Here is an 8109-nt window from a genome sequence, read left to right as displayed (position 1 = left end):
GCACCAGCAGGGACAGGTAGTAGGACGGGCCCTGGACGGCGGTCTCGTTGTTGTACGGGCTGATCGCCCCCCAGATCACGACGCGGGCGTGCATCGCGAGCCGGGTGAGGGCGGCGTCGAGGATCTCGCCGCCGACGTTGTCGAAGTAGACGTCGATGCCGTCCGGCGCGTGCGTGCGCAGGGCCTTGCGCACGTCGTCGGCGCGGTAGTCGATGGCGGCGTCGAAGCCGAGCTCCTCGGTGAGGAGGGCGCACTTCTCCGGCCCGCCGGCGATTCCGATCACCCGGCAGCCCTTGACCTTGGCGATCTGGCCGACCATCGTCCCGACGGCCCCGGCGGCGCCGGACACCACGACCGTCTCGCCCTCCTTGAGCGCGCCGACGTCCAGCAGCCCGAAGTAGGCCGTCATCCCGGGCATGCCGAGCGCGCCCAGGTAGGTCGACAGCGGCGCGAGCGACGGGTCGACGCGCAGCGCGCCCTTGCCGTCCGACACGGCGTACTCCTGCACGCCGAACGCCCCGACGACGTGGTCGCCGACCTTGAACCCCGGGTGCCGCGACTCGACGACCTCGATCACCGACCCGGCCCGCATCACCTCGCCGATCCCCACCGGCGGCAGGTACGAGGGCCGGTCGTCCAGCCACCCGCGCATCGCCGGATCCAGCGACACGAACCGCGTCCGCCCGACGAACTCCCCGTCCCCGGCGACCCCGACCGCGCCATCGACCACCTCCCAGTCCCCGTCCCGCACCTCCCCGACTGGCCGGCGGGCAAGACGGACCTGGCGATTGACAGCGGACATGGGGGCGCCTCCAGTCGACACGGCGATGACACGTGAACGCGAGTCTAAGCAAGCGCTTAGTCATCTGACCAGAGGGGGCGTGTCGGACCTTCCCGCTAGCCTCCGCCCGTGGACACCGAACTCATCGAGGGGGTCGTCACCCCCGTCCGGCGCTCGTGGGCCGACACGAACGTCGCGACCGTCATCCGCGAGCAGCTGCGCCCGCGCATACGCGAACTCGGCCTCTTCGCGGGCTCCGGCGACCTCGACTTCCCGGGCACGGCGAACCGCTACGTGCCGGACCTGGCGGTCGTGCCGCGCGAACTGGCCAGAACGGAAGGCGCGCTGCCCGCCGGCCGGACGCTCCTCGTGGTCGAGGTCGTCTCCCCGTCGAACGCCGACAAGGACCGCACGGTGAAGCGCCGCCGGTACGCACAATTCGGCGCCCCGGTCTACCTGTTGGTCGAACGGGGGGAGCGAACGTGGACGCTCTTCTCCTGCCCCGGCGAGCTCGGCTACACCCTCGTCGAGGGCCCGCATCCCTTCGGTGCCCGGCTGCGGCTTCCGGATCCGTTCGACGTGGAGCTGGACACCGACGAGTTCTGAGGGGGCGACACCGGGAGCGATCGACCCGGGAAAGCCGCGGAGGGCGCCACCGCGTGGGTGGCGCCCTCCGGGCGTCAGTGGATCAGGGGATCAGGATCCCGCGATTCCATGCTGCTTCACCTGCCTTGACCAGGCCCCCGGCTCGTCGCGGAGGTACCTGGGCACGCACCACTTCGGCCGGTTGAACGCAGCCACCGAAACGGCCACGAGGGCCCCGGCCACGAGGATCGCGAGGGATGCGGCGGCAGCCAGCAGGGAGCCGGCAGAGGCTTCCGCTCGGCCCGACGTGGCAACCGCCGTGCACATGAATGCCACGAGCGCCCAGCTCGCGACGGCCATCGGGGCGGATCCGCGCACCATGCCCCGGCTGAACCTCGGTCCGAAGATCCCGAGCGACTCCTGCCGGGCGTACGGCTCGAAGAGATCCGGACGCGTGGCCACTCTGACAGCCCGCCAGGTGCTGAACACTGCCCCGCCCGAAATCAGCAGCAGGACGAAGATTCCCTGACTCACAACAACCTCCTAGAACCAGCTGCTCTTCGGAATCCTTGCGAACGCATTGGATATGAAGTCGTTCGCGTAGTTCGAGGCATAGGTCGTCACATACACAGCGGCCACCGTTCCGGCTATCCCGCCGACCACGGCACCGGGGACTCCCCCCACCATACCGCCGAGCGCGATTCCGCCTCGCGTCAGGATCGTCCCCGCCACGTAACCGATCGCAGTGTCGACGACAGCCTCGGTGCCTCCGATCGCCACCGACCTGGCAACCGTGTCGCCGGAATCCCTGGCACCGTCATAGCCGGATACCGCAGCCTGGGCGGCGCCCATCCCCAGGAGAACCTTGCCGCCGAGCTTCCAGCCGTCGGACTTCCCCAGGTTCGCCACCTTCTGGAGGTCCGAATTGCTGCGCATGTACTTCACTCCTTGCGCGTTCCGCGCACGGATCAGCGGAGTACTCCCCGACTTCATCTGCTGGCTGTACAGCAAGCTCAGATCGCCGACCGATTGGACCGTTCCTTGGGCCAGCCCCGCAGGAATTGATGCCGCGCCGATGGCAGTGCAGGCCATTTCGGAATAGGTTCCCTTGCTGCCGCATTCCACGGAATCGTGGTACGGCTGCGACGGGGGCGGGAACAGCGGGCTGGGCTTCGGGACGACGGAACCGGAGCACCCTGGCGCACCGGGCGTGCAGACCTTGGCCGGGCCGACGGGACCGTAGCACCCGGGAGTTCCGGCCGTGCAGGCCGCCGGAGCCGGGACGACGGGACCGTAGCACCCGGGAGTGCCGGCCGTGCAGACCGGCGTGGGGTCCTCGTCCTTGTGGTCGGCGTGGTAGTCGTCCATCTGGCTGACCGTGCCGAAGCCGAGCCCGGTGATCGGGTCGTTGATCATCAGACCGCTCGGGTCGCTGCGGTTCACCGGGTCGTTGTTGCCGTAGCCGTACCCGTTCCACTGCTGGGGGTCGTCGGTGTTCAGCAGGAGGTCCGGGTTGAGGAACCGGCCCGTGGACGGCTGGTACTCGCGGGCGCCGAGGTTGGTGAGGCCCGTCGTGTCGTCCTTGGTGCCGCCGACGAAGCCGTGGTCGCCGGCCCAGGTGGTGGGCTGGGGGCCGCGGGCGTTGCCGAACGGGTCGGTCGGGCGGCGGCTCTCGGCGAGCGTGGTGCCGTCGAGGGCCAGGGTGCCCGTGCCATGCGGGTCGTTGATCTGGAAGGTGGACGTGCCGCCCTGGCGGACCAGGGTGATGCCGCCGGGGATCTGGTAGTAGCGGACGCCGGTCGGCGTGCCGCCGGAGTAGACGAGTTCGTCACCGCCGAGGGTGATGGTGGTCTTGCCGGGGTCGCGGCGGATCAGCTGGTTGCCGGAGGCGTCGTAGACGTAGCTGGTGTGCTGGTCGGGGACGCTCCAGCCCTGGCCGGCCGGGACGGGCGTGCCGCAGTCGGCGATGACCACGGCGGTGCCGTCGGCAGTGGCACCGCCGGGGACCGCGAGGCATTCGTTGGCGGCGCCGCCGTTGAGCATGGTGCCGTCGGAGCGGCTCGTCCAGGTCTGCGTCGAGCTCCCGTTGCAGGGCTGCAGCTGGACCGCGGAGCCGGCCGTGGTGCCCATGGCCGTCAGGCACTGGCCGTAGACCTTGAGGACGTTGCCGGTGGTGTTGAACTTCTCGGCGGGGGTGCTGGTGCAGCCGGCGATCGCCGCCGGGGTGCCGCTGGCGCTGCTGCTGTTCTGCAGGTAGAGGCACTTGCCGCCGACGCCGGTGATCTGGACGGTCGGGTTGAGGGTGTCGAGCTTGCCTTCGGCCGTCCAGCCGAGGGTGGTCGTGCCGTTGGCGTAGGTGTAGAGGCCGGCGGTGTTGCCGACGGCGTCGTAGGTGTCGTGGGCGTAGGCGGTGGAGTTGCCGTTGACCACGGTGGTGCTGGTGGTCAGGGAGTGCGGTCCGCCGCTGCCGGTGTTGGTGGTGCCCGCGGCCGGGAAGGTCTGGGTGCTGGTCGCGTCCTTGGTGGTGTCGCCGGACGGGTCGTGCTGGACGAGCTGGGTCCGGTTGCCGGTCAGGTCGTAGCCGTAGGTCTGCCAGTAGGCGGCCGGGCCGCCGACCGTCGTCTTCGACGGGGCCTGAGCGCCGCTGGTGGGCGTGGAGTTGGTGCAGGAGCCGACGCCGCCGATGGTGGGCTGCGCGGCCTGGGTGAGCGTGCCGGTGTCCGACCAGGCGGCATTCAGTCGCCCGAGGTAGTCGTAGCCGAAGCACTGCAGGTCGGTGGACGACGGGGTGTTGTCCGGGATGTTGCGGACCGCGGTGACCTGGCCTGCCGCGTTGTAGGCGTAGGTGGTCTGCTGGACGGCGCCGGTGCTGGCGGTCTGCTTGTCCACGTACTGGGTGAGCGGGCGGCCGGTGGACTCGTCGTAGTTGTTGGTGACGACGATCTGGGTGCCCCACGGGTTCACCGTGGAGCGGATGTTGCGTCCGTAGGCGTCCCAGGCCGAGCCGACGTCGTAGGTCACGCCGCCGAACGCGCCGAAGCTGCTCAGCGGACCGTTGGTGTCGTAGGAGTAGAGGTCCGTCTCGGCGGCGATGTCGCCGACCGCCGGGCGGCTGTCGCCGGTGAGTGCGCCGGTGATGGGGTCGTAGGACGCCTGGTAGACGTACTTGAACGGCGTGGGGGAGCCGATCTCCGAGCCGGGGATCGTGGTGGTCGTCTGGGTGGGGTGGTAGACGGTGTCGAAGGAGTCCAGGGACGTGGTGTAGGCGGTGCCGGTGGCCCCGCCCACGTAGCGGGTGGAGGTGGCCGGCTGGCCCGGCAGGACGCTGTCGTAGGTGAAGCCGGTCAGCTGGTTGGCCGGGCTGACGGAGCCGGCGTAGGAACCGGTCTTCCGGCCGAGCAGGTCGTAGGTGTAGGTGAGGGTCTGGTTGCGGGCGTCGGTGGTGGAGGCCAGACGGCCTGCCGGGTCGAAGACCTTGTTGGTGGTGCCGGTGTCCGGGTCGGCCGTGGAGATCTCACGCCCGCGCAGGTCGTAGGCGTGGCTCCAGGTGTTGCCCGCGGCGTCCTTCTGCGTGGCGAGGTGGCCGTCGGTCGTGTACGTGTACGAAGTCACGTCCGCGTCGGCCTGGTTGCCGGTGGCGGTGGCCGTCCGGTACTGCCACAGCTGCACCTTCTGCCCGCGGGCGTCGGTGAGCAGGGAGGTCGGCGTGACTCCGGTGGGCGGGGTCACGTCGGTGCGGTCCACGCCGGGGTAGGCGGTGGTGGTGGTGCTCTGGACCGCGCCGAAGGCCAGGGACTGGGTGGTCACCGGGCGGCCGAGACCGTCGAAGACGGTGTAGGTCTGGGCCGGGGCCCGCTGGATGGTGGTCTGGAACGGCGTCGTGCTGGGTGCGGTGTCGTTGTTGTACCAGGGGGCGTTCGCGCGGGCCACCCGGCCCTGCGAGTCGTAGATCGCATCGGTGATCATCCGTCCGCTGTAGGCGGAGCTCGCCGGTGTGGACTGCGTCTGGACCGTGCGGCCCAGGCCGTCCATGATCTGGATGCCGACGCTGTGCGAGCTGTCCGATCGCAGCGTGGAGCTGGTGATCGTCGGAGGCACCGCGCTGTTGTTGACGACACCCGGGAGGGAGTAGGCGAAGGTCTTGTTCGCGCTGGACGTGGTGGGCTGGCCCGGCAGCCAGACGCTGGTGAGGCGCCCGAGCTGGTCGTAGGCCTCGTTCACGGTCCGGCCGTTGAGGTCGGTGACCGTGGTCGGCAGCGCGCGGGCGCTGTCGAGCGCGGTGGTCGTCGTCCGGCCCGTGCTCGCGTCGCTCGCGCCGGCGGGAGCCGGGGTGGTGACGGTCATGCCGGTCGGCAGCTCACCGGTCTGCGCGGCGGTGTACTTGGTGGTGGTGGTCGCGCCGCCGGTGTGGGCGCTGTCGGTGGAGAACGGGTCGGTGACGGTGCTGACGCGGCCGTAGGCGTCGTACGTCTTGGTCTGGACGGTCGGGTAGACCGGGTTGCCGCTGGAGTCCCAGCTGTCGAGGACCTGGGTGCCCGTCGGGTCGCCGACCGCTCCGGCCTGCCCGAACGCGAGGCCGTCGTAGAGCGTGCGGGTCGCGGAGACCGTGTTCGGCTGGAGGGCCTGGGCGGTGCAGGGGTTGGTGCCGGTCTCCACGATCGTGCGGGAGAGCAGGTCGGTCTGCTGCGCGTTGCTGCCGGTCGCGTAGGTGTACTTGTTGCAGACGTCCGGCAGTCCGTCGGCGCTGCTCAGGTCGGTGGACAGCCGGTTGTTGTGCCCGGAGTCGCTCGTGGTCGTCCTGGTCGAGGTGCTCCACGTGCTGCCGTCGGCCTTGAGCGCCTTCGACGTGCCGACCGAGCCCGTCGCCGCGTAGCGGGCGACGAGGGAGGGCATGCTGCCCTGGCTGTGGGTGGCGGTGGTGACCGGGCCGCTGAACGTGTTCACCGCGTAGGAGACGATGCTGCCGTTGGCCTGGGCGTAGCTGTCGGACTCCAGGGTCCGGCCCGCCAGCCAGTCCGAGTCGGTGACCGGGTTGGTCCCGGTGACCTGACCGCTCATCGGGCCCGCGAGGTTGGTGATGCTGCGGGTGGTGCCGTTGGCGAGGAGGTCGCCGTCCATGCCCTGGTAGTAGGTCGTGGACTTCTGCGACTGCGGGCCGTCGGTGCCGCTGCCGGTGACGGCGGTGACGCTCGCGTAGCCCCGGAACTGGTCCCAGGTGCGAGCGGCGTCCTGGGTGAGCGGGGAGTCGTTGCGGTGCCAGGCCGCCTTGCCGTAGCTGTAGCTGGTCGCCTGGGGGGTCGAGCCCGCGGTGTTCGGGTTCACCGTGACGCTGGTGACCGGGTACCGGAGGAACCAGTCGTCGACCGGTGCGTCGCCGGGCTTGGAGTTCGGCAGGTACCACTTGACGTTGTAGCAGGACCGCGTGTCACTGTCCGCGGTCGCCGGCATCACGTTGTTCACGCGCGAGCAGCTGGTCGAGTTGGCGACGAGGACGTTGCTGTCGTAGTTGACGCTGATGGTCGAGCCGGTCTCGGTGGTGATCAGCTGGATGCGCGGCCGGTTGTACGCCGGCCGGGCGGGCACCAGGTTCGTGCCGTCGACGCGGTTGGGCAGCAGCTGGGAGGTGAAGGACACCGGCGGCAGCGGCGGGACCGCGCCACCGGTGGCCTGGGTGTCCTGGCCGGTGCGCTGGACCGAGGCGAGCCAGGGGACCTGGGTGTTCTCGGTGGCGTTCTGCACGTTCGCGAACTGGTGGTTCAGCGCGTACGAGTCGACCGTCTGGTAGGCGCCGTTGACCCGGACCTGGGTCGCGATCGACGAGAGCCACTTGGTGGTCCAGTACGTCGGCCCGTAGACGGTGCAGGTGCTCGTCCCGTCGCACTGCTGGTCCAGCGGGACGTCGGGCCAGTTGGCGGCGTTCGCGAGCGTCCGCTGCGAGGGGTCGCAGGCGTTGCTGGGGGTGGTGGCGGTGCAGCGCTCGCTCGGCGTGAAGACGATCTTCGCTGCGGGGTTGTAGGAGCCGTTGTTGCCCAGCTGGTCCGACAGGTGCTGGCCGTAGCCGATGGTGGCGGGCACGCCGCTGCGGGTGTAGGAGGTGCTGGTGCCGGTCCCGTTGTTCTGACCGCCGCCGAGGGCGTAGTAGTTCGTCTCGGGCGTGTAGGTGTAGGTGGTCAGGTTGCCGTGCGTGTCGACGACGAAGTCGAGGTTCCAGCGCCACGCCGTCCGGCACCAGGACGCCTGGCCCTTGGTGGAGTCGTAGCACGGGTCGCCGGAGTTCGGGGAGAACACCGGCACCGTCCAGGCCGAACCGCTGTCCGCACCGAGCGCGGTCGGGTTGCCGTTCGCGTCGGGCAGGTGGCTCAGGCCGAAGTAGTAGGCCGTGCCGTGGGTGTCGGTGAGCTTGATGTAGGAGCCGTTCCAGGTGCCGTTGGTGGCACCGGTGAGGAACTGGATCTTGGTGCCGTCGTCGTCCTTCAGCCGCCAGGTGCAGGCGGACTGCTCCATCGAGGCGGGTGCGCCGGTGGTGCAGGAGGCGTCGTTGGGGACGAGCTGGCCGGCGTGGCCGGCGAGCGACAGCGTCAGGTTCGCGCCGCCCCAGCACTCGTCCCCGGAGCCCGCGATCCCGTCCTGCGAGCACGGCTTGTAGGAGCGCTCGACGAAACCGGGCTGGTAGTCCCAGCCGTCACCGATCCAGGACGCCTGGGAGTTGGTCGAGGAGGTCTTGCCGTCGACCGCGGAGGAGT

The 8109-nt window shown here is 70.1% G+C and carries 4 protein-coding genes; 1 reads left to right on the top strand and 3 read right to left on the bottom strand.

The annotated features are described in order from the left end of the window. On the bottom strand, positions 1–802 hold an 802-nt coding region (locus AB0O00_RS23745; protein ID WP_363654893.1), incomplete at its 3' end, for an NADP-dependent oxidoreductase. A 108-nt stretch (positions 803–910) separates the two neighbouring features. Here AB0O00_RS23745 and AB0O00_RS23740 point away from each other — a divergent pair. Then, a complete protein-coding gene (locus tag AB0O00_RS23740) occupies positions 911–1387 on the top strand; it encodes a Uma2 family endonuclease (protein WP_363654891.1) in 477 nt (158 codons plus the stop codon). 90 nt (positions 1388–1477) lie between these two features. On the opposite strand, the gene AB0O00_RS23735 is transcribed toward AB0O00_RS23740, so the two are convergent. Together AB0O00_RS23735 and AB0O00_RS23730 are read right to left on the bottom strand one after the other, a co-directional pair. Further along, positions 1478–1900, bottom strand: a complete 423-nt coding sequence (locus AB0O00_RS23735) for a hypothetical protein (protein ID WP_363654889.1) — start codon at positions 1898–1900, stop codon at positions 1478–1480. Between the two features lie 9 nt (positions 1901–1909). Then, a partial coding sequence (locus tag AB0O00_RS23730) for a ricin-type beta-trefoil lectin domain protein (protein WP_363654888.1) occupies positions 1910–8109 on the bottom strand: 6200 nt, incomplete at its 5' end.

Source organism: Kitasatospora sp. NPDC093558 (genome assembly GCF_040683475.1).
Taxonomy (GTDB): Bacteria; Actinomycetota; Actinomycetes; order Streptomycetales; family Streptomycetaceae; genus Kitasatospora.
This window is presented reverse-complemented; position numbering and strand designations above follow the sequence as displayed.